Source organism: Caulobacter sp. DWR1-3-2b1 (assembly GCF_049895765.1).
Classification (GTDB): domain Bacteria; phylum Pseudomonadota; class Alphaproteobacteria; order Caulobacterales; family Caulobacteraceae; genus Caulobacter.
In genome coordinates this window covers 1-23,849 of the sequence record NZ_JAFCSZ010000026.1, presented here as the reverse complement: position 1 = coordinate 23,849, position 23,849 = coordinate 1, and the positions used below count along the sequence as shown (strand labels likewise).

Here is a 23,849-nt window from a genome sequence, read left to right as displayed (position 1 = left end):
GCAGCGCGAACCGAAAAGCCCGCCAGCGGCGAGGCCGCGCCTTAAATCCCTGGGGGCGAGCCTGCTCTGTCTGAGGGTCTCGTCAAGGACGACGCTCCGCGTCGCCGCGCCGCAGCCGCCAGAGGCGGTCCTTGACGAGACCCTCAGACAGAGCTCCAGTTCCACCAAGGGTTTTAGGAAAACCTGTTCGTCGTCTCAAGGCGATGAAGCTTTGCCTTCTAGCTGAGGCGTGTTTCCATTAGAGTATGACATTCAGCTACGTAGCTTACATCGACGAATCTGGAGACGAGGGCTTCGTTTTCAAACCGTTTCCGGAACGCGCTAGCTCGCAATGGTTCGTGCTCTCGGCCTTGATGATTCCCGCATGGATGGATGTCGCCGAAGTCAGGAATCTTCACCAAACAATTGGTCCGATCGAGTCAAATCGCGGGTCACCAATTCATTTCCACAAATTATCTCACGAACAGCGAGTTACGATTTGCGCATCTATCGGAGCATCCAATTTCAAGACGATATCGATCTGCATCGACAAAACTCGAATTACTAATGCAAGCCTCGCTGAAGGATACGCACTGTACTTCTACGCCACTCGATATCTGCTGGAACGAGCCTCTTGGCTAGCACGGGATGAGTTAGGACAAGTCAAAGGCGGCGATGGGAAGGTAAAGTTCATATTCTCCAACCGCTCACGAATGTCATACGACGACCTCAAAGACTATGTGGATAAACTTCGCACAAGAAGCGATGTCAGTGTGCACTGGCCGGCGGTCGACTCCGGGCTAATAACTACAAAGGCTCACAAGGACTTGGTAGGGTTACGCGCCGTTGACTGCGTGGCCTCGGGAATCCGCTTTGGATTAGAACTTTCCAATTATGGTTTCTGCGAAGATCGCTATGCGCGACTGCTCGCTCCATCCGTGTATCAAAGAGGCGGGAAAACGCGCCCTTACGGAATGAAGTTCTTTCCAAGCGTGCCAGACATCGAACCGCATCGGGACGACCGATACAAATGGCTGAACGACCTATTTCCCAAATAAAGTTGGACGCCCCCGGGCCAAGGATCCCACCCTTTCGGGCTGCCGCTCATCACGGCCTTGGTTATCCGACGAATGCGTCCAAAAGAAACATAGAGAACGAATCGAGAATTTGCAAGGACTCTGTTCGACCTATGAGTCAAGTGGCCTGACTTCGCCCCTACCCCTCCACCGGCTGATCATAAGCCGCCATCATCGCCATATTCAGAATCCGCGACACTGACGCGCTCAACGGCGCGATCTGGATGGACTTCGACAAGCCCAGAAGCACCGGCCCGATCACCGTCGCCCCGCCCAAACTCTGCACCAGCTTGGTCGAGATCGAGGCCGCGTGGATGGCCGGCATGATCAGGATGTTGGCGCTGTCGGTAAGGCGCATGAACGGGTAATTGGCGCGCTTTTCCGGGTCCAGCGCCAGTTCGGGCGGCATTTCGCCCTCATATTCGAAGTCGACGTCCATCTCGTCGAGGATCGCGACAGCCTCGCGCACCTTTTCCGAGCGCAGGCCCATCGGGTTGCCGAAGGTGGAATAGCTCATGAACGCGACGCGCGGCTTGAAGCCCAGGCGGGTGACGGCGCGGGCCGCCTCGCAGGCGATCTCGACCAGTTCCTCGGCCTCGGGCAGCTCGGTGACATTGGTGTCGGCCACGAAGATGGTGCGGCCCTTGGCCAGCACCACCGACATGCCCATGATCCGGCCGCCGGGGGCCGGATCGACGACGCGCAGCACGTCTTCCAGGGCCTGGTCGAAGCTGCGGGTGACGCCGGTGACCATCCCGTCGGCCTCCCCATGGGTGACCATCGAGGCGGCGAAGCTGTTGCGGTCCTGATTGATCAGGCGCTGGATGTCACGCTTCAGGAAGCCGTGGCGCTGCAGACGCTTATAGAGGGCGTCGACATAGTCCGGATTACGGTCGGAGACCCGGGCGTTGACGATTTCCAGGCCGCTGGCTTCGGGGTCGAGGCCCACCACCTTCATGTTCTCGTGCACCAGGTTCTCGCGGCCGCAGAGGATGGCCTTGCCGTAGCCGCCGGTCTGGTAGGCGTAGGCGGCGCGGATCACCGAGGGATCCTCGCCCTCGGCGAAGACGATGCGCTTGGGATTGGCCAGCACGGCGCCGGCGATCTTCTGCAGGAAGCCGGCGGTGGGATCCAGGCGCTGGGCCAGGCTGGCGCGATAGGCGTCCATGTCCTCGATCGGCTTGCGCGCCACGCCGGTGTCCATCGCCGCCTGGGCGACGAAGGGCGGCACGTACCAGATCAGGCGCGGGTCGAAGGCCGAGGGGATGATATATTGCGGGCCAAACTTCAGCTGGCGGCCGTGATAGGCGGCGGCGACCTCGTCGGGCACGTCCTCGCGGGCCAGCATGGCCAGGGCGTTGGCGCAGGCGATCTTCATCTCGTGATTGACGCGGCGGGCCCGCACATCGAGGGCGCCGCGGAAGATGTAGGGGAAGCCCAGGACGTTGTTGACCTGGTTGGGATAGTCGCTGCGCCCGGTGCCCATGATCGCGTCCTTGCGGACGGCGTGAACCTCTTCGGGCGTAATCTCCGGATCCGGGTTGGCCATGGCGAAGATCACCGGATTGGGCGCCATGCTGGCGATCATTTCCGGCGTGAAGGCGCCCTTGGCCGAAAGACCCAGCAGCACGTCGGCGCCGACCACCGCTTCAGCCAGGGTGCGCTTGTCAGTGTCGACCGCGTGGGCGCTCTTCCACTGGTTCATGCCCTCGGTGCGGCCGCGATAGAGCACGCCCTTGGAGTCGACCGCGATGACGTTTTCGGGCCGCACGCCCATGGCCTTGATCAGCTCCATCGAGGCGATGCCGGCCGCGCCAGGGCCGTTGAGCACCACCTTCACGTCGGCCAGGTTCTTGCCGGTGATGTGGCAGGCATTGATCAGGCCGGCGGCGCAGATGATCGCCGTGCCGTGCTGGTCGTCGTGGAACACCGGGATGTCGAGCAGCTCCTGCAGCTCGGTCTCGATGCGGAAGCATTCGGGGCTCTTGATGTCCTCCAGATTGATGCCGCCGAAGGTGATCCCGATGTTCTTGACCACCGTGATGATCTCGTCGGCGTCCTTGGAGCTGATCTCGATGTCGATGCTGTCGACATCGCCGAAGCGCTTGAAGAGGACGCTCTTGCCTTCCATCACCGGCTTGCTGGCCAGGGCGCCCAGATCGCCCAGGCCCAGGATCGCGGTGCCGTTGGAGATCACCGCCACCAGATTGCCCTTGGAGGTATATTCGTAGGCAAGGTCGGGATCCTTGGCGATGGCCAGCACGGGCACGGCGACGCCGGGGGAATAGGCCAGCGACAGGTCGCGCTGGGTGGCCATCGGCTTGGTGGCGACGACGCCGATCTTGCCCGGGGTCGGATAGCGGTGGAAGGCCAGCGCTTCTTCGTCGGTGAAGGTCTTCTTTTCGGTGTCGCTCATAACCGGCGTTTCCGTCCTGCGTGCAAGTTGATGGGACGAGCCGGTCGATGCGACGCGTCCTTATTTGCGGGCACCGTAGCGGCGGCGTCCGGCCCTCACAACCTGCGGCGTGGCGGAAAAAGTCGCGCAAACGCTTGTTGGGCTTGGCGTTGCGTCAATCGGAACGCGGTCCGCGCCGACGATCCGAGATTGACCGGGACCCTCGGAATGGGTGACTAGGCGATCATGACCACGCTCGTGAAAATCGCCATCGCCGGGGCCTTGGGCCGCATGGGTCAGGCCGTGGCCAGGACGCTGGACGCTCATGCCCTCGCAACCGCCGCCTGCCGCTTCGACCGTCCGGGCGCGGAAGGTCCGGGCCTGGTCGAACGTGACGCCGCGCTGGACGCCGCCGACGCGGTGATCGACTTCACCTTGCCGGAAGCCTCGGTGCTGCTGGCCGAGGCCTGCGCGTCTCTTCAAGAGAATGGGCGCGGCGGCCCGGCGGTCGTCATCGGCTCGACTGGCTTTTCGCCCGAACAGATCGCCCGCATCGACGCCGCCGCGACGAAGATCGCCATCGTCCGCTCGGGCAACTATTCGCTGGGCGTCAACATGCTGATGGGGCTGGTGCGCCAGGCCGCCGCCGCCCTGCCGGCCAGCGAGTGGGACATCGAGGTCTTCGAGGCCCACCACAAGCGCAAGATCGACGCGCCGTCGGGCACCGCCCTGATGCTGGGCGAGGCCGCCGCCGACGGCCGGGGCGTGAGCCTTGGCCAGGTCGAGGACCGCGCCCGCGACGGGGTCACCGGTCCCCGCAAGGAAGGCGCGATCGGCTTTTCCGTGGTGCGCGGCGGCGGGATCATCGGCGAGCACAGCGTGATCTTCGCCGGCGAGGAAGAGGTGCTGACCCTGTCGCACTCGGCCACCGACCGGGGCCTGTTCGCGCGCGGCGCGGTGGCCGCCGCCGTCTGGGCCGTAGGCAAGCCGCCGGGTCTCTATGACATGCAGGACGTTCTGGGCTTCCGAAGCTGAACCGGCCGAACTAGACATTGGATTGAGCCGGGGGGCTTGGAACCAGACCTAGGACCTGATGGACGAGCCGACGCCCGATCCCGCTCCCCCGACACGCTCCGCAGTCCGTCGCGCCTCAAGCAGACACGGGCGGCTGATCGACGCCGGTCTGGAAGCCGTCTCGCTGTCGATGCTGGGCTTCATCGCCGTCGGCCTGCTGGTCCATGGCGGTCGCCGTGAGATCAGCCGCGAGCTAGCCCAGGGCTGGCTGCGCGAGCGCGGCATCGACGCCGTGGTGGTGATCGACGACCTGGACGCCAGCGGCTTTTCCGGCTCGATCCTGCTCGGCCCCAAGAGCGACCCGGTCTTCGCCGCTGAACGGATCGAGGTGGCCTATGACCTGACCACGCCCTGGACGAAAGGTTTGGGGAATGGCAACGGCTTCGCCATCGACACCCGCGCCGTTCGCCTGGTGCGGCCCCGCATCAAGGCCAGCCTGACCGAGCAGGGCGGCCTGAATTTCGGACCCTTGCAGCCCCTGATCGACGAGGCCCTGGCCTCGCCCAAGGACCCCAAGGTCACCGGCCCCGCCATCCTCGTCGAGAACGCGCGGCTGGATCTGCGCACCCCCGGGGGCCTCGCCCGCATCACCGGCGACGCCAGCCTCGACGACGGCAAGCTGCTGCGCTTCGACGGCCGCCTGGCCCGCATGCGCTACGCCACCGGTGATCTTGTGGTTGAGGCGCGCGGCGCCCTGCTCTCCGCGCGCAAGCGCGGCCAGCGCCTGACGGTGGCGGCCCGCTTCGACCTCGACGCCCTGGTGGGTCAGGACCTGGAGCTGGACGACGCCCAAGGCCAGGTCGACGCCGACATCGCCTATCCCGACCTCGCCAAGCTGTCGGCGACCGGCCCCGCCGAGGTCCGGCTGGCCCTGAAGGCCGCCTCGGCCCGGATGGGCGCGACCCAGGCCAGCGACGCCGCCGCCAGCCTCGCCCTGATCGGCGCGCTCGACGGAACCCTGACCCAGGGCCGCTTCGACGGCCGGGTCGTCGGCACGGCGCGCGGCGACACCCTGCAAGCCCCGGGTCTGAACGCCCGCGACATCGGGCTGGATCTCGACCTGGGCCATGTCGCCGCTTCGAAGCTGGGCGAGAAGATCGCGGTGCAGGCCCGCGGCCACGTCCAGGCCGAGGCCGGCCAGGCTCTTGCGGGTGGCGCGGCCCTGCGCGACGCCTCGGCGCGGCTCGACATGACGAGCCTGATCCTGTCGGCCGACAAGGCCGGCGCCGCGGTCAGCGGCCCCCTCGCCGTACAGCTGGGCGCCAGCCGGCTGGCCAGCGGCAGTCTGGCCCTCAACAGCCTGGCGCTCGCCGCCAAGGGCCGGGTGGCCGGCCCCCTGAACAATCCGATCCTGACCCTGAAGGGCTCGGCCGGCGCCGACAGCGGCGTCTCGGCGCCCGACGCCGAGCGGCTGGCCGCGGTCCTGCCCGATCCCGCCGACGCCCGCGCCGCCGCCCAGGCCCTGCGAACCTTCGACCTGCGCGCCCCGGCCTTCGACCTGACCCTGCGCGACGGCCGGACGATCCTGGCGCTGCCTCGCCCCATCACCCTGACTGCCGCCAATGGCGTGCGCGCCGGCGTCGCCGCGCCGCGCGGCCCGCTGATGGACGCGATCGCCGGCCAGATGCGCGGCGGCCTCGTCGCCGACCTGTCCGGTGGCGGCCTGCCCACCCTGCGCCTTGAAGCCCCCGACTGGCGGATGGAAGACGGCGCGCTGAACAGTCGCCTGGCCATCACCGGCGAGGGGATCGATTACGCCCCGTTGGAAGGTCTGGCCGGACGCATCGAGGGCGTCGCCCGGATGGCCGGCTCACGCTTCAGCTTCGCCCTGGCCGGCTGCCAGCCCCTGACGGCCAAGCGCGTCATGATCGGCGAGACCCCGCTGAGCGCCCCGAAGGTTGTCGTCTGCCCCGGCGCCGGCCCCTTGCTGGCGATCAACGACGGCGCCTGGACCGCCGCGGCCCGGTTCAGCGACCTGACCCTCTCGCTCGACGAGGCGGAAGCTGCGGTCGAAGGCGGCGCGGGAAGCCTGACCGCCAGCGGCGCGGGCGGCCTGCCCCGCGCCGAGGTCAGGCTGGACCAGGGCCTGCTGCGCGACGCCGCCGAGACCCGGCGCTTCAATCCGATCAAGGCCGCCGGCCGCCTGTCGCTGTCGAACGGCCTGTGGAGCTGCGCCATTGACGCCACGACGCCTGTGGGCCAGCCCCTGGGCCGCATCGTCCTGCGCCACGACGTCGCCCGGGCGCGCGGCCGAGCCGAGCTGGACGCCTCGCGCTTGGCTTTCGTCAAAGACGGCCTTCAGCCAGGCGACCTGTCGCCGATGGCGGCCTGGGCGACCCAGGCCTCGGGTCCGGCCAGCTTCACCGGCCTGTTCGCCTGGGACGCCGACGGCATGAAGAGCAATGGCCGCCTGGTGGCCAGCAAGCTCGACTTCACCAGCCCCATCGGCTTCGTGGCTACCCTGGACGGGACCATCGACTTCACCAGCCTGACCCCGCTGGTCAGCGCCCCCGACCAGAGCCTGAAGATCGTCCGCATCGACAGCATCGTGCCGCTGCAGGGCTTCGCCGCCGCCTTCAGCCTGGGCGCCGAGTCGCTGCACATCTCGTCGGCCGCCTTCGAGGCCGCCAAGGGCCGGATCTCGATCGAGCCGACCGAGGTGCCACTGGATCCGGAGAAACCGATCCGGGGCGTGATCGTGGTGGAGCATCTGGACTTGGGCGAGCTGATCGCCGCCTCTTCTCTGGTCGAGAAGATCCAGCTGGACGCGGTGGTCGACGGCCGCCTGCCGTTCGAGCTCAGCGCCAAGGGCTTCCGGTTCCTCGACGGCAAGGTCAGGGCGATCAAGCCCGGCCGTCTGGCGATCTCGCGGGCGGCCCTGACCGGCGTCCAGGCCGGCGTGCAGGGCAAGGACAGCGACAGCCCCGGCGCGCCCGCACCACCGCCATCGCCGGCTGCTCCGGTCAACGCCATCCAGGACTTCGCCTATCAGGCCATGGAAAACCTGTCGTTCGACACCCTGGAGGCGGGCGTCAACAGCACCGACCAGGGCCGTCTGGCGATCCTGTTCCACATCAAGGGCGAGCATGATCCCAAGGTCAGCGAGAAGGCCCGGATCAGCCTGCTGGACCTGATCCGGGGCTCGGCGTTCAACAAGCGTATCGCCTTGCCCGCCAAGACCCCGGTCGAACTGACCCTCGACACCTCGCTGAACTTCGACGAACTTCTGCAAGCTTGGCGACGCGCCTATAAGGGCGAGGACCCCTCTCTCAGCCAGGATGGGGCTTCACGTTCAGCCCCGGTTCAGCCGTGACCGTTCAAATTCCACTCGAACTGGAGACAATCGCATGAGAAAGCGCGCCCTGCTGATGGGCCTGATCGCGATGGGAGCGCTGGGAGCCTGCACCCCGACGATCCGCGTGAAGGTCGACCCGATCAATATCTACGCCAAGCTGGACGCCGACGTCCGGGTGCGGCTGGACAAGGAAGTCCAGACGCTGATCCAGCAAAACCCCAACCTGTTCTAGGAAAGGAACCGACATGATGCGCAAGACACTGACGGTTCTGGCCATCGGCCTGTCGCTCGCCGCCGCTGGCGCGGGCGCCGCCCTGGCCCAGTCCGCCGCCGCCAAGGCCGCCGTCGATGCCGGCAAGGCCGCTGGAATCGTAGGCGAACAGGCCGACGGCTTCCTCGGCATCGTGGCCGGCGGCGACGCCGCCCTGCGAGCCTCGGTCGCCGAGATCAACACCGGCCGCGCCGGCGCCTACAAGGACATCGCCGCCAAGACCGGCGTGACCCCCGAAGCCGCCGGCCAGGCCACCGCCAAGCAGCTCTACAGCCGCCTGGCGCCGGGCCAGTACTGGAAGCCGCTGGATGGCGGCTGGATGAGAAAGTAGGCGACTGATTAAATCCTCCCCCTAGCGGGGGAGGTGATCGCGAAGCGATCGGAGGGGGAAGTCGGCTGACTCATTGCGGCCTTCCCCCGCCGGCCTGCCGGCCGCCTCCCCCTAGAGCCCTTTCCGACCTGATGGCTTCATCAGGGTCGGGCGAAAAGGGCTCTAAATCAAAAGTTTAGAGCATTTTTCGATCCGATAACCGTTTCACACTTATCGGAAAATGCTCTAGCGGGGGAGGATCTTTCTGGAACCGCCCTCGCCCCTCCCCTAAGGAAGGGCCATGTCCGGCCAGTCCACGACCCTGAAATGCCTGACGCCCTATGCCGCCCTCTTTGGCGCGATCATCACCCTGTGCGTCGGGACCTCCTTCGCCAAGCAGCTGTTCCCCGTGGTCGGCGCCCAGGGCACCACGGCCTATCGCGTCGGCTTTTCGGCTTTGTTGCTGCTGGTCCTCTGGCGGCCCTGGCGACACCCGCTCAGCCGCGCCGACCTGACCGCCGTGGCGCTGTACGGCGCGGTCATGGGCCTGATGAACCTCTGCTTCTACATGTCCCTGCGGACCATCCCGCTGGGTCTGGCCATCGCCATCGAGTTCACCGGGCCGCTGGCCCTGGCCCTGATCCACTCGCGCAAGCTGGTTCACTTCATCTGGATCGGCCTAGCCGCGATAGGTCTGTTGCTGCTCCTGCCGCTGAAGCCGGGCGCCAGCGCCCTGGATCCCGTCGGGGTGGGATTCGCTGGCGCGGCGGCGGTACTGTGGGCGCTCTATATCGTGCTGGGCAAGCGCACCGGCCACATGCACGCCGGGCGTTCCGTGGCCCTGGGCATGAGCATGGCGGCCCTGATCGTCGTGCCCTTCGGCCTGGCCGAGGCCGGCGGCGCTCTGCTCAATCCCCGCCTGTTGCTGCTGGGCCTGGTGGTGGCGGTGCTGTCCAGCGCCATTCCCTATTCGCTGGAGATGGTCGCGCTCAAGGGCATCCCCAAGCGCAGCTTCGGCGTCATGCTGAGCGCCGAGCCGGCCGTCGGGGCGCTGGCGGGGCTGTTGATATTGGGCGAGCAGTTGGCCGCGCTGCAATGGCTGGCCATAGGCTGCATCATCGCGGCCTCGGCCGGCACGATCCTGACGACGCCGACGGAAGTCGAGCCCGCGCCTTAAGCACCCCGCGCGACGAACCCGCCGTTGCGGAAGCCCTGATCGGCCTTGCCATAGACAAACACTCCACCGTCAAGCGCGGTGAACCTGCCGCCGGCCGCGATCAGGATGGCGTGGCCGGCGGCCGTGTCCCATTCCATGGTTGGGCCATGGCGCGGATAGATGTCCGCAGCGCCCTCGGCGATGCGGCACAGCTTGACCGAGCTATCCATCGGCGTGCGCCGGTCGAAGCCGTATTCCAGGGCCAGATCGGCCGCGCGCGCATCGGTCATGGTGTGGCTGATCAGGGCCACGGCCTCGCCTTTCGGCCAGACGCGGACCTCGGCGCGGGTCTCGGCGCCGCCCGGCGCCAACCGCTTGAGCACGCCATCCGAGGTGGTGAACCAGGTCTCGCCGGTAGCCGGGGCCAGGATGGCGCCGGCTACGGGAACGCCGTTTTCGATCAGGCCGATATTGACCGTGAAATTGGGATCGCCGCGCACGAAGGCCTTGGTGCCGTCGATGGGGTCCACCAGGAAGAAGCGCGGGCCGATGTCCTCGGGCGCACCAAACTCGCTGGCGTACTCTTCCGAAACCGTCGGCACGTCCGGAAAAATCTCGGCCAGCCGCTGCAGGATCAGGCGCTCGCCGGCCTGGTCGGCCTCGGTCACCGGACTGGAATCGGCCTTCTGGACGACGTTCAGCTCGGTGCGCCAGAACGGCAGGATGACCGTCGCGGCCTCCTCGCAGATCCCGGCGAGGGCGCGGCCCCAATCAGCGAGAGGCAGGGCAGCGAGAGGCAGGGCAGCGAGAGACAGGTCGGAAGCGCTCATTCAGGATCCTCTGGGATCGTTGCCGACGAAGACGAGCGTCACCCGCCGGGCGTCGATCGTTTGCTTGCCGGCGTCTTCGAAGTTGACGGTGACGCGATGTCCGATCACCGATTGCACCTGGCCAAGGCCCCAGTCGGGCTGGTCGGAGTGGCGCACCAGGACGCCAGGTTCGAGAAACGGATCCATAATGCGACCCTGATAGGGCCTGTCCGTTCCAGATGAAATCATCTGGAACGGATAAACAGGGCCGCCTGTACATTTGAGCGTGATAGTCGCCGAAACCGGCATCCACTTTCGGCTATCACGCCTCCCCACGGCTCAGTTTGCCAAAGCCTCAAATCACGCCAGAGTCCGCGATCATGACCGACACGCCCTCCGAACCCGTCCCAGTCGCCGTTGACTTCAACGGGCCAGACTTCGCCGCCATGCTGGCGGCGCGCCTGTGTCACGACTTCATCAGCCCGGCCAGCGCCATCGTCTCGGGCCTGGACCTGTTGGACGACCCGGCCGCCCAGGACATGCGCGAAGACGCCATGAGCCTGATCGCCTCGTCGGCGCGCAAGCTGGCCGACCTGCTGCAATTCTGCCGCGTGGCCTTCGGCGCCTCCGCCTCGGCCGAGAACTTCGACTCCCGCGAGCTGGAAAAGCTGGCCCAGGGCGTCTTCGACCACGTTCGCCCCACCATGGTCTGGGCCATAGACTCGCAGTCGATCAACAAGGCCGCGTCCCGGGCCCTGCTCAACATCGCCCAGCTGTCGGCCAGCGCCCTGCCAGCCGGCGGCGTCGCCACCCTGAAGGGCGTCACGGCCGAGGGTCGGTTCCTGATCACCGCCGATTCCCTTGGTCCCCGCGCCCGCCTTCGCCCCGAAGTGCTGGCCGGCCTGCGCGGCGAGGCCCTGACCGAAGGCCTGGGCGGCCCCTGGGTGCAGGCGGCCTATCTGCACGCCTTGGTGCGCGCGGCCGGCGGCCAGGTCGCCGTCGAGGCGGCCGAGGATCGCATCAGCCTGGCCTGCTGGGTTCCCGCCTAAAGGATTGCAGCGGAAAATCGCCCGTTCATCGTTAAGACTCACGGCTCCTTAACCTCGACGTCCGACCATGGACGTCTAGGATTGGAGCATGCCGTGAAGACCTGTTTGGTGGTCGACGACAGCCGGGTGATCCGCAAGGTCGCCCGCCGAGTCCTCGAGGACATCGGCTTTGAGATCGCCGAGGCCGCCGATGGCATGGAGGCTCTCGCGTGGTGTCGCGCCGCAATGCCCGATGCTGTCCTGCTCGACTGGAACATGCCCGTGATGAACGGCATCGAGTTCCTGCGCCAGCTGCGCAACGAACCGGGTGGCGACGCCCCGACCGTGGTGTTCTGCACCGTCGAGAACGATGTCGATCACATCCGCACGGCGCTGGAAGCCGGCGCCAACGAATACATCATGAAGCCGTTCGACGGCGAGATCATCGCGGCGAAGTTTGCCGAAGCAGGCCTGCTGTGACCTCCGAGGACATGGACCTGCTGGCCGCAGTGTGCCGCGCTCGCGCCGGCCTGAAGGTCGACGTCGACAAGACTTACGTTGTGGAAAGCCGCCTCTCGCCGCTGGCTCGAAGGGAAGGCTTCGATTCCATCGAAGCCTTGATCGCCAGCCTGCGCGCCAAACGCGAGGAGCGTCTGATCTGGGCGGTCGTCGAAGCCCTGACCTTCAACGAAACCAGCTTCTTCCGCGACCGCGACGTCTTCGCCCACCTTCGCGACACCGTCCTGCCGACCCTGTCGAAGGCCCGCCGCGACCAGCCGATCCGCATCTGGAGCGCCGCCTGCTCGACCGGCCAGGAGGTCTATTCCCTGGCCATGGCCTCGGGCGACAGCCGCGATGTCGAGCCGGGCGCGAAGTTCGAATTCTTCGGCTCCGACCTTTCGGAGCGTTGCCTGGAAAAGGCCCAGAGCGGCCTCTACACCCAGTTCGAGATCCAGCGCGGCCTGCCCATCAGGCAGCTGGTCAAGCATTTCGCCAACCAGGACGACACCTGGGAAATCTCGCCCCGCATCCGCCAGTTGGTGCGATGGAAGCGGATCAACCTGCTCAGCGACCTGTCCTCGCTGGGCAAGTTCGACGTTATCCTCTTGCGCCACGTGCTGGACGGCATGGAGCCCAGACTGCACGGCCGGCTGATCGAGAACATGGCCGCGCGCCTGGCCGACGACGGCGTCCTGGTGCTCAGCCCTGGCGACCAGCTGACCGGCGGCGCCGCGACCCTGTTTGAAGCCTCGGACACGGCCGGCGTCTTTATCCGCCGTTCGGCCGATCAGGCAGAAGCGGCCGCCTGAACCCCCGACTATCGACGCACGAAAAAGCCCGCCGATCCTGGGGACCGGCGGGCTTTCTTTCGGACCCGAAGGTCCTGGTCTTACTTGGCGTCTTGAGCGGTCTCGGTGACAGCCTTGCCGGCCGAGGAGACGTCCTTGCCGGCGCCTTCGACGGTGTTGCAGGCGGCGACGGAAAGGCTGGCGGCGATGGCGGCCAGGATGATCAATTTGCGCATGGTGTTCTCCGGTGTTTTTCGGCCCGAAAGGGCATGGAACCTGTTCGCTTCAGACAACGTGCCCGGCGAAGCTAGGTTCCAGGCGGAGGGGGCGCTTGTGGCGTCGGGAAAACCAGTCGGACAAGCAGACCGCCCTGGTCGCTGGTTTCGAAGGTCACCGTGCCGCGAAGCTGGCGCGCGAAGGCGTTCATCAGGGTGCGACCGACGCCTTCGCCGGGCGCCTGATTGGCGCCGGGGCCATCGTCGCCGATGGACAGTTCGGCTACTTCGCCGCGCACGGAGAAGTTCACCGACAGCACCCCGCCCCGATCGGCGAAGGCATGCTTCTGGGCGTTGGTGATGGCCTCGACCGCGAACAGGGCGATCGGAGCCAGGCGGTCGGGATCGATGACCAGGGGATCGGCGTGGACCTCGGTTCGCACCGCGCTCGCACCAGCAATTTCGCCGGCTAGAAGCTGCGCCGTCAGCTCTTCCATGAACGGCCGCAGATCGACCCGCTTGAGGTCGGGACCTTGGTAGAGGGCCCGATAGATCTGGGCCAGGGCGGTGATGCGCTGGCGGGTGTCGTTCATCGCCGCCTTGGCGGCGGGATCGGTCAGGGCCCGCTGCTGCATATTCAGCAGGGACGTGATGATCTGCAGGTTGTTCTTCACCCGATGATGGATCTCGCGCATCAGCGCGTCCTTCTCGGCCAAGCTGTCCATCAGCGAGGCGTCGCGCGCGACGAGGGCGCTGGCCATATCGTCGAGCGCGGCGGCCAGTTCGCGGATCTCGGGCGGCGCACGCTCGGCCTGCAGCGGTCGCACGGTGAAGCGGCCTCGGGCATAGATTGCCGCAACGCGCTGCAGATAGACGATCCAGCGGATCACGGCGCGCTCGGCCGCATAGAGCACCGCGCCCAGCGCCAGGCCAAAGGCCAGCAGCGGCAGGACCAGGCGTGAAATCGGATTAATCCAGGCCCAGGACAGCAGGCCCGGCGACGGCGCCGACAACAGCACGAAGACGCCGCTCTCGGTCAGGGGCGCGGCGGAATAGACCCGGCTGCGCCCGTTGCGATCCTTGCCCGACCACAGCACCGCGCCGCGTTTACTGGCTGTGGCGCGCCATCCGGGCGGCGGCGTGTCGAAGGCGCCGGCTTCGGTGGAGGCGAAGACCGCGCCATGCGAGTCGGCCAGGGCGATCTCGGCGCCCTCGGGCATGAAACGGTTGGCGGTCTCGAGGCGCAGGCTGCTCAGGGTTAGTACGGCGACCATGGCGCCGTCGAACCTGTCGCCAGGACCCGCGGCCCGCACGGCGGCCAGGACGGAGGGTTCGGTCGCATAGACCACGCCCGGCGCGCCAGCCACGACCAGATCGGCCCCGGCCCCCAGTTCACGGAACCAGGCTCGTCCGGCCCGTGTAGGATCGGCCGGTGTGGTCGCCGCGGCGCAGACCACCCGGCCCCGGGCATCGAATCTGACGAGATTGGCGTAGCCCGGCAGCCGCGATCGGACATCGGCCAGCCGCTGGGCGCATTCCAGACCCACCGAGCCCGGGCCGAGCGTCTGGAGAAGAACGCCAGCCGCCTCGATCCGCGCGCGGGCTATGGCCGCGCTGCGTCCAACGGCCAGTTCCAGGCTTTGGCGACGCAGATCGGCCTCGGCGCGGAAGGCGAAGATCGATTGCATGCCGCCCAGCAACAGAACCGGCAACAGGGCGACGAAAAGCGCCGCCGCCAGCCGGGCGCGAATTGAATTTACAGCCTCCGCGCCCCGACTTTTGAAAGGTCTCACCGCAAGGAGCTCAATCGCTCCGCGTCGGCCAGGATCGAACCCATCGCATCGCCCGCCGACCTGCCGTCCCGGTTATAGGCGCCGGCTTCGAGGATGACTTGCAGCGCCCGGCGGGCGCGGCTGACGCGACTTTTGACGGTGCCCACGGCGCAGCCGCAGATCTCGGCGGCCTCTTCATAGGCGAAACCGCCGGCGCCGACGAGGATCAGGGCTTCTCGCTGTTCGGCGGGAAGCATGCCCAAGCTCATGCGCAGTTCGTCGAGCGCGACGGGAGCCTCGGGATCGTCGACCGCCACCAAGGTCCGCTCGGCGGCTTCCTGATCGAGCTGGCTCTGGCGCCAGGACCGACGCTTTTCCGAATAGAACTGGTTGCGCAGGATCATGAAGGTCCAGGCCTTCATGTTGGTGCCCAACTGGAAACTGGCCCGCGCGTCCCACGCCTTCATCATGGCGTCCTGCGCCAGATCGTCGGCTGCCGTGGGGTCGCCCGTCAATGTACGGGCGAAGGCGCGCAGGTGCGGGATCAGCGTGACCAGCTCTCGCTTGAAAGCATTGTCACGCGGCGGATCGAACGGCGAACGGCCGACCTGAGCTTCGGTGTCCGTCATGCCTATTCCTTGCCTGCAGGCTTTTCGGCCTTGCGCAGGATTTCCAGGAATTCGTCGGGAACCTGCTCGTTGACGACATCGTCGAACATCTGGCGCAGTTTCACGCCAATAGCCTGCTGACGCAGGCGAGCTTCGTCCAGCGCCGCAGCGCCTTTGCGGTGGTCTTCCATGGGTACGTGTTCGATCATGTCTTCGACGCCGATATATAACGCGGCGCCCGCCCCCTTTGGCCGAATTTGTTTCTGCCAGACTACAACGCGGTTTTCCGTATCGGGTTCCAAAAGCTTGGGCATAGAATGGCAAAATTCCGCGATGAGCGGAACCGGCTTAACAAGGCGGCGTTTAAGACCCTGATCCCATGGCCCAGCTTGGCCATTGGATCGTGTTTTCACATCGCGTTTTTCACTAAGACACCGCATCGGGAGGGGTCATGAGTCTTCTTGCTCGGCTGGCGCCACATCTACCTTATATCCGTCGCTACGCCCGCGCCCTTACTGGCGATCAGAATACCGGGGACCACTATGTGCGGGTCGCCCTTGAAGCGCTTGCCGCCGGGGAGCGATCCTTGGACGCCGACCTGTCGCCCCGCGTCGCGCTCTATCGCGTCTTCCATGCGATCTGGCTTTCGACAGGCGCTCAGCTTGAAGCGCGTCATGACGACAGCGGTTCCGCCGCCGACGACGCCACCCAGCGTCTGATGCGGATCGCGCCGCGGTCGCGTCAGGCGTTCCTGCTGACTGCCCTGGAAGGCTTCACGCCGACCGAGGCCGCCCAGATCCTGGATTGCGAATTCGGCGACATCGAACGCCTGATTTCCGAAGCCCAGACCGAAATCGACGCCGAACTGGCGACCACCGTGCTCATCATCGAGGACGAACCGGTCATCGCCGCCGACATCGAGGCGCTGGTTCGCGAGCTGGGTCACGAGGTCACCGACATCGCCGCCACCCGCAGCGAGGCCATCGAGGCTGTGACACGCAAGACCCCGGGTCTGGTTCTGGCCGACATCCAGTTGGCCGACGGCTCGTCGGGCATTGATGCGGTCAAGGACATCCTGGCCCGGCTGGACGTGCCGGTGATCTTCATCACCGCCTTCCCCGAACGCCTGCTGACCGGTGAGCGCCCGGAGCCGACCTTCCTGATCACCAAACCTTTCCAGCCAGAAACGGTGAAGGCGGCGATCGGTCAGGCCCTGTTCTTCCATCCCAGGCGCACCCGCAAGGCCGCCTGATCCAGGCCCCTGAAACGTCAACGGCCGCCCGGGAGGGCGGCCGTTCTCGTATTGGCGCGCAGCAGAAGAAGACCGTTAGCCGGCGGGCGTCTGGCGCGCCGGGCTCTGCGGGGTGTCATAGCGACTGGCCTCGACCGGGGTGTCGACGCCATTGTTGCGTTCGACCGCAGCTAGATCGCCCGAACGGAAGCTCCAGGCGCCAAACAGCGCTATGGCGGCCAGAACCGTCGAGACGACCAGAATCCAGAAGATATGCTGTCCCCATCGACCTTGGCGCGCGCGCGTGGCGTTCAGGCGTGTGACGGGCTGATCGGCGGGCATATCGTGCTCCTTCGGATATCAGTTGGCGGGCGCGAGCATCTCGATCGGCGTCGCGCGAGCGCTGAAAGCCTGAACAACGCCAGTCGACGCAGCCACCATCGCGATCACCATCAACGCCATCAACCGCGTCCGGGCTGTTTTCTGGCGCCGGGTCGGCGCCGCGTAGAAAACCGTTCCGCCATGCTCGGCTTGGTAGCTCCGGATCACGACGCGCCCTCATTTGTTAGAATGCGACCCGCTTGGCCGCATCAGAACAACGCCCGCGCCCTCCACCCGTTCCATTGTGCGCCGCTCGGCGGCGTTTTAGCGCCGCCCGAAAAATAATCGTTCACGGCCGGGAACCAGCCCTTGGAGATCGCGTTTTCTCTTTGTGAAGGCGGCGACGCCCCCCCGACTTGAGGTTGGCGCAAGCCAGCCTGCCGCCTTCGCACCCCCCCTCCTTTAATGCGACTTGCAGGCGGCCCGCGCTTTGCTGTGAGCGCTGTTGTGGCAGCAAAAAACCCCGCGCCGGTTTGACCCGGACGGGGTATTCCGCGATCTGGCGATCTTAGGGCTTGCTGACCTCGAAGAAGATGTCCGCCCGACGGCGCAGCGGCGCCGAAGCGCCAGCCCCCGTGGTCGCACCAGCATCCCCGGCCGCCGCGACATCGAACTCCACCTGACCAAAGCCGGCCCGGGTCAGGGCCTTGGTGACCGACAGCGCGCGGCGTCTGGACAGATCCATATTGACGTCGGCCGCACCGACCGCATCGGCCAGACCGACGACGCGGGCCTTGTCGATCTTGCAGCCGCGCGTCATGGCGCCTGCGCTGTTTAGCACCGAGCGCGCCTCGCGCGTGACTTCGGCTTGATCGCGCTCGAAATAGATCGAGACCTGGAAATCCGCGCAGGCCGTCGGCTGGGTCTCTATCGAGGCGCGGGTCGGCTTCCAGGGCGCAGACGCGCACCCCGCTAGCAACAACCCGGCGCCAAGGGTCGCCATGGCGATCTTGATGGTCATAGTGCCTCCCCGTGTGATGGACATGGCAAAGGGCGACCGACAATTTGCCGGCCGCCCCTAGGGTTTTCATGGGCGAGATCGCTCCCTAGCGGGGGCGACCGTCCTCCCAGAAGTAACGACCGCTGCGCGAGTCATAATAATAATATCGACCTGCGCGTTCGTCATAATACTGGCGCTTATTGACCGTGGTCGCGCCGCAGCCGCCGTCTTCTCGGCAGCCCTTGACGGCGCCGGCAGAGCCACCGAGGGCCGCGCCGATAGCCGCGCCCGTGCTGGCGCTTCCGCTGCCTACATTGTTGCCGATCACGGCGCCCGCGAGAGCGCCAAGAGCCGCGCCGCCGGCCGCGTTACGTTCGACATTGCCGGTCGATGTGCAGGCCGAGGCGATCAGGCCTACACCCAGCAGGGCGATCATGGTCTTCTTCATTGTGGCTCTCCCATCGAGCTATCCCAGTCTGGCTAACGGCCAGCTCTATCCAAGGTTCCGTTGCGAAGCTCGGAACTCCCGAAAAGCGTGGCCGTTAGCCAGTTTGATAATCAAGTGGGAAAGCCAGTGCGTCGCGTAGAAATCATCGCCAACATCGCCTCGGGATCTGTGGGCGCGGACGCGCCAGCCGTCGCCGAGCGCATTCTTGCCGAGCATGGGGTGGCTGGAACGGTGCACACCCCGGGAGGTGACCTCTCAGCCTGCCTCCGCAAGGTCATCGATTCCGACCCGGACGCGGTGTTCATTATCGCGGGGGACGGCACCGCGCGGGCCGCCGCCGAGATGTCTGGCCCGGACGGTCCGCCCATCGCCCCCTTGCCGGGCGGGACGATGAACATGTTGCCCCGCGCCTTCTATGGCGATCGCGCCTGGCCCGAGGCCATGGAGGCGTGCCTGACCCAGGGGACGCCGCGCATGGTGTCCGGCGGCGAGATCTCCGGACGCCTGTTCTTCGTCGCGGCCATACTGGGCAGTCCGGCCCTGTGGGCGGACGCGCGCGAAGCGGCGCGGGCGGGCAAACTGCGACTGACGGCCCTGCGAGCTCGGCGAGCCTTTCGCCAAGCCTTCTCCGGCCGCCTGCGCTTTACGCTCGACGGTCGCCCCAAGCAGAAGACCGAAGCCCTGACCCTGATGTGTCCCTTGGTGTCCAGCGCCATGGACGAGGACGAGCTAGCCTTGGAGGCCGCCGCCGTGGATCCGTCCAACGCCATCGAGATCTTCCGCCTGGGCGTCAGCGCCCTGACCGGCTCATGGCGCGACGATCCATCGGTCAGCATGGGTCGCTGCCGGCTGGGCAAGGTGTGGGCCGCCGGCCGCATCCCGGCCATTCTGGACGGCGAGCCCATGCGGCTTGAACCCGAGGTGCAGATCCGCTTCCGTCCCAAGGCCTTCCGCGCCGTGGCCCTGCCCGCGTGACCATGACCATCAAGATCATCCAGGTCTCGGACATCCATTTCGGCGGCGAGAATCAGGCGGCGACCGAGGCGGCGCTGGCGCGGTTTCATCTGGAAAAACCCGACCTGATGGTGGCGGCGGGCGACCTGACCCGCGATGGCGTGGTGGCCGAGTTCGACGCGGCCCGGGCCTGGCTGGATCGCGCGCCCACCCCCCTGTTCACCACCCCGGGCAATCACGACACCCCCTATGTGGGGCCAGGTGAGCTGTTCGAGCGGCTGGTCGCCCCATGGCGACGTTACGAGGCGCGCTTTGGTCCCGCCGATGGCGGGGTCTGGCGCGCGCCGGGCGTGTCGGTCTTTGGCGTCAACACCGCCCGCCGGGCGCAGCTGCGCTGGAACTGGTCGAAAGGAGCCATCTCCGGCGGCCAGATCCGCCGCCTTGAAGGCCAGCTGGCCAGCGCGCCAGAGGACGCCCGGATCGTCGTCTGCCATCACCCCCTGATGGAGCTGACCGGCGAGCCGATGACCAGCGAGGTGCATGGCGGAACCCGGGCAGCCAACAGCCTGTCGATGGCGGGGGCCGATCTGGTCCTGTCGGGCCATATCCACACACCGTTCGTCGCGCCCTACCCGTTCGGCGACGGCAAGACCCGGGCGGTGGTCTCTGGCACCCTGTCGGTACGCGAGCGCGGCGTTCCGCCCAGCTTCAATATCATCGAGGTCGACCCGACCGAAATACGGGTCACGGCCATGGCCTTCGAGCGCGTCGAGTTCGTCACGCTGCGCAGCTGGGCCTTCGACCGGCGGCAGGCCTGAAACGCAAAACGGCGCGGCCTTCGCCGCGCCGTCTCACAACTTGTCAGTCAGCGTGCGCTATTGCGGAGCCGGATAACGCCAAGCCTCGCCAGCGCCCTTGGCGGCGGCGAACTGGCTGTCGGCCAGGGTCCAGTTAGCCAGGGTGTCGAACCAGGCTTCCAGGAAGCCCTTCCGGTTGTTCTGGTGATCCAGGTAATAGGCGTGTTCCCAGACGTCGCAGACCAGCAGCGGGGTCACGCCGGGTTCGGTCACCGTGGTGGCCGCATCGTGCGTGGAGATCACCTTCAGCTTGCCGCCTTCGGCGACCAGCCAGACCCAGCCCGAAGCGAAGTGACCGACGCCCTCGGTGACGAAGGCGGTCTTCAGCGACGCGAGGTCACCGAAGGCCTCGTCGATGGCGGCGGCCAGATCGGCGCCCGGCGCGGTTCTTTCCGGGCTCATGGCGTCCCAGAAAAAAGCGTGGTTCCAGGCCTGGGCGGCGTTGTTGAACACCTTGCCAGGCGCGGCGGTCTTGATGACCTCTTCCAGCGAGCCCTTGTCGTCGCCGTTTAGCAGGCCATTGAGGGCCGTCACATAGGCGGCGTGGTGCTTGTCGTGGTGGAAATGCAGGGTGTTGGCCGAAACGGTCGGCTCCAGCGCCTCATAGGCGTAGGGAAGATCGGGCAGCGTATACATGCTCACTCCATGGAAAGGCGTTCCCCGGAGGGATGGGAACGCTCGAACAGACGGGATTTAGCGCGGCGGGTGCCGCGGTTCCATGAAGGCCTTGAAAACAGCCGCCGTCAGGATCGGATTTTTCAAGGCGAAGACGCCCACGGCGAGGCTCGCGCCGATCGACAGCAAGGGTCGATCCTTGACGATCGCCACCACCTTTTCGGCGAGGCCGAGCGTATCTGGCGTCGAGGGACCGCGTTTCGCGTCATGCCGGTGTTCGACCTTGCGCGCTGCGAGCAGGCCGGCAATGGCGACGATCAGGGCGGCGACGGCCGCGACCACAGCCGCAGCCCCTGCGTCACCCAGAAAGGTCTGGACGACGGCATAGAGCGCGAATGCGGCCGCGAACACGCCAACGGCGGCTGCGGCCGCAATGGCCGCCGCCGCCGCGAGCGTCATCAGGGTTTTTTCGAAGATCACCGGTTGTTCGAGCGATTGCCGGCGAGCAGCAGGCCCAGCAGAACGCCGACGCCGAGGCCGGCGAGGGTCGCGGTCAGGGGACGTTCGCGAACCCGTTCGGTGACATAGCGCTGGGCGTCATCCAGCTGCTGTCCGGCGGTGTCGGTATAGGTGCGGCTCTGGGCGCGCAGGGTGTCAAAGCCCTCGGCGACGGACTTCTCTACGCGCTTGGCGGCTTCGGCCAACGAGGCCTTGGCGGCGTTCGCGGCTTCCACGAAGCTGCGCTCGGCATGTTCGACGCCAGTGGCGACGTCGCTCTTTACCTTTTCGGCGTCTTTCGCCGCGGTATTCAGGGCATCGATAGGCATGGTCATCTCCGGTTCGCGGCGCGGCCAGCAGAGCGAGCCGGCGATCTAGCTGAGCCCCGTCAACGCGGAGCGGCGCCAAGCGGTTCCATAATAGCGCGCGGCTAAGAGCTTCACCACAGCGGAATTTCATCGGCACTCGCGCCAGACGCGAAGCGAGTCTATGGTCGAAGCATGGAGGATTCCCACTTCGCGCACGACGCCGACAAGGAAGTCGCCCGGCTGCGCGCGACCAAGGCGTTGAAGGCGTTTGACAGCCTCGGCGACGATCCCCGTTTTCTGCGCCTGACACGCTTGGCGGCCAGTTATTTTCAGGCGCCCCGCGCCGCCCTGTGGCTGATCGGCGCTGGCCAGCTGCATTGCAAGGCCAGCTTCGGCGGCAGTGGCGACGTAACGCCCCGCGAAGGCTCGATCGCCGATCTGCTGATCGCCCTGCGCGAACCCCTGATCTGCGAGGACACCCGCGCCGATGCCCGGCTCGCAGCCCTGTCGCTGAAAAATGTCGGCTTTCTGGCCAGCGCGCCCCTGATCGATCCTGGCGGTCAGGTGGTGGGGCTGCTCAGTGTCGAAGATTCGCATGCCCGGCCATCAGGGTCGCCCGACGCGCGCCAGTCCCTGATCGATCTGTCGGCCATGGCGATGGAAACGTTTCTAGGCGACTGCGACACTGGAGAGGCGGCTTGCGCCCGCACGCCGGAAAGCGAACGCCTGGCGCTCGCCATCGGCGCGGCCAGCCTGGGCGAGTTCGAGTGGGATCGCGGGCTGGACATCTACCGGATCAGCCGACGCCTGGCCAAGATCGCCAACCTGCCCGAGGGGGTCGTTCCGGCCGAGGACGGCCAGGCCCTGTTTCGCTACATCCATCAGGACGATCGCGCCGAGATCCAGCGCACGGTCGACGAGCAGTTGCGCAAGCGCGGCCGCTATGAGGTCGAGTTTCGCCGTAATCCCGACGAGAACGGGCGGATTCAGTGGAACCGCGCCGCCGGCGTGATGACGGTCGATGAGGACGGCGAGCCGACCCGCCTGATCGGCGTCATCCAGGACATCACCGACCGCAAGCAGCAGGACGAGCAGCGCGAAAGCCTGCTGGCCGAGCTGGACCACCGGATCAAGAACCTGCTGGCGGTCGTCCAGTCGGTCGCCGCCCAGTCGGCCCGCAAGTCGGCCTCGCTGGACGTATTCCTGAAGACCTTCGCGGGTCGGCTGAAATCGATGAGCTCGGCCCACGACCTGCTCAGCGCCGCCCGCTGGCGGGGGGCCACCCTGGCCCGCATCGCCGCCGCCGAGCTGGGCGGCGTGGCGCCGACCCAGACCCGCTGGGATGGGCCGGAGCTGTTCCTTACCCCGCGCGCGGCCTCGGCCCTGTCGCTGACCCTGCACGAGCTGGCCGTCAACGCGGTGAAGTACGGCGCCTTATCGAGCGAGAACGGCAAGGTCGAGGTCGTCTGGCGCCGCTCGCCTGACGGCGGCTTTGCGCTGGAGTGGCTGGAAACCGGCGGTCCGCCGGCGACGGAGCCGACCAAGCGCGGCTTCGGGGCCACCCTGATCGAGGACGTGGTCGGCCGCGAACTGGGCGGGCGCGCCCGCATGGAATACAAGCGTGGCGGCCTCAGCGCCCTGATCCAGGCTTCGCCCGAGGCCCTGGCCGACGGTCTGCCGCCTGAACCGGAAAAGGCCGCGCCTGAACGCATCGTCGAGACGCTGATCGCCGCCGACGAAAACGTCCGCCCCGGCGCCATCGCCGGCCTGAAGGTGCTGATCGTCGAGGACTCCTTGCTGCTCGCGCTTGAGCTGGAAGCGGGCCTCGAGGACGCCGGGGTCGTGGTGGTCGGCTGCGCCGCCGAGCTCAGCGAAGCGTTGTCGATGCTGGATCAGGTGTTCGACGTGGCGGTGCTGGACGCCGATCTCAACGGGCAGTCAGTCGCGCCCGTGGCAGAGATCCTGCGCCGCGAAGGCCGCCCGTTCGTGTTCGCCACCGGCTATGCCGACAAGGCGGCCCCCATGGGCTTCGACGCACCGATCGTCCGCAAGCCCTACAACGTGCACCAGATCGCGCGCGCCATCGCGGACGTGACCGGGCGGCATTAGCCGTAAGATCCTCCCCCTGAAGGGGGAGGCGGCCGAAGGCCCGCCGGCTCATCAGCACTTCCCCCTCCGTCGGCTTCACCGACACCTCCCCCGTCAGGGGGAGGATCTTGCGCTAGATGTTTGGTCCCGGACTTTGATGGGTTGGATCGACGTTGAATCTGTCGGGCTCTTTTGTCCAGATTTTGCAGATGTATTCGTATGGGGTCAGGCCGTTGAGGGTCTTCAGACGGC

Annotated in this window: 27 protein-coding genes and 1 pseudogene; 13 read left to right on the top strand and 15 right to left on the bottom strand. The window is 66.7% G+C overall.

The genetic code is table 11. The annotated features are described in order from the left end of the window. Positions 1-245: 245 nt before the first annotated feature. A complete protein-coding gene (locus ACP69S_RS18000) occupies positions 246-1,037 on the top strand; it encodes a DUF3800 domain-containing protein (RefSeq protein ID WP_425999587.1) in 792 nt (263 codons plus the stop codon). 157 nt (positions 1,038-1,194) lie between these two features. Here the strand turns inward: ACP69S_RS18000 and ACP69S_RS17995 are convergent, their stop codons facing one another. After that, entirely contained in the window at positions 1,195-3,471 is a 2,277-nt protein-coding gene (locus ACP69S_RS17995; protein WP_425999585.1) for an NADP-dependent malic enzyme, read from the bottom strand. 225 nt (positions 3,472-3,696) lie between these two features. Between ACP69S_RS17995 and dapB the strand changes: the two genes are divergently transcribed. The 5 genes from dapB (at position 3,697) to ACP69S_RS17970 (ending at position 9,577) form a co-directional block, all read left to right on the top strand. Further along, positions 3,697-4,485: a 4-hydroxy-tetrahydrodipicolinate reductase gene (dapB, locus tag ACP69S_RS17990; RefSeq protein WP_425999583.1), complete on the top strand. Its 789-nt coding sequence runs from the start codon at positions 3,697-3,699 to the stop codon at positions 4,483-4,485. Positions 4,486-4,543: 58 nt separating this feature from the next. After that, complete coding sequence (locus tag ACP69S_RS17985) at positions 4,544-7,837, top strand: intermembrane phospholipid transport protein YdbH family protein (RefSeq protein ID WP_425999581.1); 3,294 nt, start codon at positions 4,544-4,546, stop codon at positions 7,835-7,837. Between the two features lie 34 nt (positions 7,838-7,871). Continuing rightward, positions 7,872-8,051, top strand: coding sequence for a YnbE family lipoprotein (locus ACP69S_RS17980; RefSeq protein WP_419319176.1), 180 nt, complete (start codon positions 7,872-7,874; stop codon positions 8,049-8,051). A gap of 13 nt (positions 8,052-8,064) precedes the next feature. Beyond that, on the top strand, positions 8,065-8,421 hold the full coding sequence (locus ACP69S_RS17975) for a YdbL family protein (RefSeq protein ID WP_425999579.1): 357 nt from the start codon (positions 8,065-8,067) through the stop codon (positions 8,419-8,421). A gap of 280 nt (positions 8,422-8,701) precedes the next feature. Next, positions 8,702-9,577 carry an EamA family transporter gene (locus ACP69S_RS17970; RefSeq protein ID WP_425999577.1) on the top strand — a complete coding sequence of 292 codons (876 nt, stop codon included), beginning with the start codon at positions 8,702-8,704 and terminating at the stop codon, positions 9,575-9,577. Here ACP69S_RS17970 and cysQ read toward each other — a convergent pair. Together cysQ and ACP69S_RS17960 are read right to left on the bottom strand one after the other, a co-directional pair. Next, positions 9,574-10,386 carry a 3'(2'),5'-bisphosphate nucleotidase CysQ gene (gene cysQ / locus ACP69S_RS17965; RefSeq protein WP_425999575.1) on the bottom strand — a complete coding sequence of 271 codons (813 nt, stop codon included), beginning with the start codon at positions 10,384-10,386 and terminating at the stop codon, positions 9,574-9,576. The two genes, ACP69S_RS17970 and cysQ, sit on opposite strands and share 4 nt — an antisense overlap. Continuing rightward, entirely contained in the window at positions 10,387-10,575 is a 189-nt protein-coding gene (locus ACP69S_RS17960) for a DUF3553 domain-containing protein (protein ID WP_425999628.1), read from the bottom strand. It lies immediately after the preceding gene. A gap of 170 nt (positions 10,576-10,745) precedes the next feature. Here ACP69S_RS17960 and chpT point away from each other — a divergent pair, with 170 nt between their 5' ends. The 3 genes from chpT (at position 10,746) to ACP69S_RS17945 (ending at position 12,703) form a co-directional block, all read left to right on the top strand. Continuing rightward, on the top strand, positions 10,746-11,414 hold the full coding sequence (gene chpT / locus ACP69S_RS17955) for a histidine phosphotransferase ChpT (protein ID WP_425999573.1): 669 nt from the start codon (positions 10,746-10,748) through the stop codon (positions 11,412-11,414). 81 nt (positions 11,415-11,495) lie between these two features. Continuing rightward, positions 11,496-11,873: a response regulator gene (locus tag ACP69S_RS17950; RefSeq protein WP_425999571.1), complete on the top strand. Its 378-nt coding sequence runs from the start codon at positions 11,496-11,498 to the stop codon at positions 11,871-11,873. Further along, entirely contained in the window at positions 11,870-12,703 is an 834-nt protein-coding gene (locus tag ACP69S_RS17945; RefSeq protein WP_425999569.1) for a CheR family methyltransferase, read from the top strand. The genes ACP69S_RS17950 and ACP69S_RS17945 overlap by 4 nt, the downstream gene beginning before the upstream one ends. An 80-nt stretch (positions 12,704-12,783) precedes the next feature. Here ACP69S_RS17945 and ACP69S_RS17940 read toward each other — a convergent pair whose 3' ends face one another. From ACP69S_RS17940 to ACP69S_RS17925, 4 genes are all read right to left on the bottom strand, one after another. Beyond that, positions 12,784-12,918, bottom strand: coding sequence for an entericidin A/B family lipoprotein (locus ACP69S_RS17940; RefSeq protein ID WP_425999567.1), 135 nt, complete (start codon positions 12,916-12,918; stop codon positions 12,784-12,786). 71 nt (positions 12,919-12,989) lie between these two features. Next, the gene (locus ACP69S_RS17935; RefSeq protein WP_425999565.1) at positions 12,990-14,690 is read right to left on the bottom strand and encodes a sensor histidine kinase; all 1,701 of its coding nucleotides are present in this window, start codon (positions 14,688-14,690) and stop codon (positions 12,990-12,992) included. Then, positions 14,687-15,298: a sigma-70 family RNA polymerase sigma factor gene (locus tag ACP69S_RS17930; RefSeq protein ID WP_425999563.1), complete on the bottom strand. Its 612-nt coding sequence runs from the start codon at positions 15,296-15,298 to the stop codon at positions 14,687-14,689. The genes ACP69S_RS17935 and ACP69S_RS17930 overlap by 4 nt, the downstream gene beginning before the upstream one ends. A 2-nt stretch (positions 15,299-15,300) precedes the next feature. Next, entirely contained in the window at positions 15,301-15,486 is a 186-nt protein-coding gene (locus ACP69S_RS17925) for a NepR family anti-sigma factor (RefSeq protein WP_425999627.1), read from the bottom strand. A gap of 242 nt (positions 15,487-15,728) precedes the next feature. Between ACP69S_RS17925 and ACP69S_RS17920 the strand changes: the two genes are divergently transcribed. After that, complete coding sequence (locus ACP69S_RS17920; protein WP_425999561.1) at positions 15,729-16,529, top strand: response regulator; 801 nt, start codon at positions 15,729-15,731, stop codon at positions 16,527-16,529. A gap of 75 nt (positions 16,530-16,604) precedes the next feature. Here the strand turns inward: ACP69S_RS17920 and ACP69S_RS17915 are convergent, their stop codons facing one another. The 4 genes from ACP69S_RS17915 to ACP69S_RS17900 all read right to left on the bottom strand — a co-directional run bounded on the left by ACP69S_RS17915 (position 16,605) and on the right by ACP69S_RS17900 (position 18,277). After that, a complete protein-coding gene (locus ACP69S_RS17915) occupies positions 16,605-16,850 on the bottom strand; it encodes a hypothetical protein (RefSeq protein ID WP_425999559.1) in 246 nt (81 codons plus the stop codon). 18 nt (positions 16,851-16,868) lie between these two features. Then, positions 16,869-17,057 (bottom strand): hypothetical protein, encoded by a 189-nt coding sequence (locus tag ACP69S_RS17910; RefSeq protein ID WP_425999557.1) that lies wholly within the window; start codon positions 17,055-17,057, stop codon positions 16,869-16,871. A 340-nt stretch (positions 17,058-17,397) separates the two neighbouring features. Beyond that, on the bottom strand, positions 17,398-17,850 hold the full coding sequence (locus ACP69S_RS17905; protein WP_425999555.1) for an OmpA family protein: 453 nt from the start codon (positions 17,848-17,850) through the stop codon (positions 17,398-17,400). Positions 17,851-17,935: 85 nt separating this feature from the next. After that, entirely contained in the window at positions 17,936-18,277 is a 342-nt protein-coding gene (locus ACP69S_RS17900; RefSeq protein WP_425999553.1) for a YMGG-like glycine zipper-containing protein, read from the bottom strand. A 126-nt stretch (positions 18,278-18,403) separates the two neighbouring features. Here ACP69S_RS17900 and ACP69S_RS17895 point away from each other — a divergent pair, with 126 nt between their 5' ends. Together ACP69S_RS17895 and ACP69S_RS17890 are read left to right on the top strand one after the other, a co-directional pair. After that, entirely contained in the window at positions 18,404-19,252 is an 849-nt protein-coding gene (locus ACP69S_RS17895) for a diacylglycerol/lipid kinase family protein (protein WP_425999551.1), read from the top strand. Between the two features lie 2 nt (positions 19,253-19,254). Beyond that, positions 19,255-20,049, top strand: coding sequence for a metallophosphoesterase family protein (locus ACP69S_RS17890; protein WP_425999549.1), 795 nt, complete (start codon positions 19,255-19,257; stop codon positions 20,047-20,049). 57 nt (positions 20,050-20,106) lie between these two features. Here the strand turns inward: ACP69S_RS17890 and ACP69S_RS17885 are convergent, their stop codons facing one another. Genes ACP69S_RS17885 through ACP69S_RS17875 form a run of 3 tightly spaced genes read right to left on the bottom strand, consistent with a single transcriptional unit; the run spans position 20,107 to position 21,530 of the window. Beyond that, positions 20,107-20,724: a superoxide dismutase gene (locus ACP69S_RS17885; protein WP_425999547.1), complete on the bottom strand. Its 618-nt coding sequence runs from the start codon at positions 20,722-20,724 to the stop codon at positions 20,107-20,109. 57 nt (positions 20,725-20,781) lie between these two features. After that, positions 20,782-21,183, bottom strand: coding sequence for a hypothetical protein (locus ACP69S_RS17880; protein WP_425999546.1), 402 nt, complete (start codon positions 21,181-21,183; stop codon positions 20,782-20,784). Beyond that, complete coding sequence (locus tag ACP69S_RS17875; protein WP_425999544.1) at positions 21,180-21,530, bottom strand: hypothetical protein; 351 nt, start codon at positions 21,528-21,530, stop codon at positions 21,180-21,182. Before ACP69S_RS17875 ends, ACP69S_RS17880 begins: the two co-directional genes overlap by 4 nt. Positions 21,531-21,701: 171 nt before the next feature. Between ACP69S_RS17875 and ACP69S_RS17870 the strand changes: the two genes are divergently transcribed. After that, complete coding sequence (locus tag ACP69S_RS17870) at positions 21,702-23,618, top strand: HWE histidine kinase domain-containing protein (protein WP_425999542.1); 1,917 nt, start codon at positions 21,702-21,704, stop codon at positions 23,616-23,618. Between the two features lie 112 nt (positions 23,619-23,730). Here the strand turns inward: ACP69S_RS17870 and ACP69S_RS17865 are convergent. Then, positions 23,731-23,849, bottom strand: a pseudogene (locus ACP69S_RS17865) (IS481 family transposase); the annotation flags it as partial.